1 protein-coding gene is annotated in these 901 nt (G+C 69.4%); it reads left to right on the top strand.

Going from position 1 to position 901, the window contains the following annotated elements; all coding sequences use genetic code 11:
• Nucleotides 1-901: DHH family phosphoesterase (locus MOV74_RS39175; protein ID WP_246932969.1), on the top strand; the 901-nt coding region annotated here is incomplete at both ends.

Below are 901 nucleotides of genomic sequence, written 5' to 3'. Positions count from 1 at the left end.
CGCGGGGCGGCCAAGGCGCTTGCCATCGTGCAGCGGCACCAGCTCCCGGAGCTGCTGGCGCGGGTGCTGGCGGGGCGCGGGGTCGATATCGACGCTGTCGAGGACTTCCTCGATCCGACCATCCGCAAGCTCCTGCCGGACCCGTTCACGGTGACGGAGATGGAGGCCGCCGCCAAGCGGATCGCGGATGCCGCCGTGAAGGGAGAGAAGGTCGCGATCTTCGGCGACTACGACGTCGACGGCGCGACCTCGGCGGCGCTGCTGGCCTGGCACCTGCGCCATTGCGGGCTCGATCCGCTGATCCACATTCCCGATCGCATCTTTGAGGGTTATGGCCCGAACGTCGAAGCGGTTCGCGGGCTGGCGGCCAGGGGCGCCACGCTGCTCGTCACGGTCGATTGCGGTACCACCAGCATCGAGCCGCTGGCTGAAGCGAAGCGGCTCGGCATGTCCGTGGTCGTGATCGATCATCACCAGGCCGGCACGGAGCTGCCGGAGGTCGACGCGCTGGTCAATCCGAACCGGCTCGACGATCTCTCCGGCCTTGGCCATCTCGCCGCCGTCGGCCTCGTGCTGGTGACGCTGGTCGCGGTCAACCGCGAGCTGCGCCAGCGCGGTTTCTGGAGCGCGGAAATGCCCGAGCCGGATCTGCTCGGCATGCTGCATCACGTCGCGCTCGGCACGGTTGCGGATGTGGCGCCGCTGATCGGCCTCAACCGCGCCTTCGTCGCCAAGGGGCTGATCGCGATGCGGCGCCGCGATCATGTCGGTCATACCGCGCTGATGGATGTGGCGCGGCTCAACGGCCCGCCCGAGGCATGGCATCTCGGCTTCATGCTGGGTCCTCGCATCAATGCCGGCGGCCGCATCGGCCGCGCCGATCTCGGCGTGCGGCTGCTGC

It is taken from the genome of Bradyrhizobium sp. SHOUNA76 (genome assembly GCF_023006445.1).
Lineage (GTDB): Bacteria > Pseudomonadota > Alphaproteobacteria > Rhizobiales > Xanthobacteraceae > Bradyrhizobium.
Note: the sequence above shows the minus strand (reverse complement) of the source record. Positions and strands in the feature narration are given on the sequence as shown.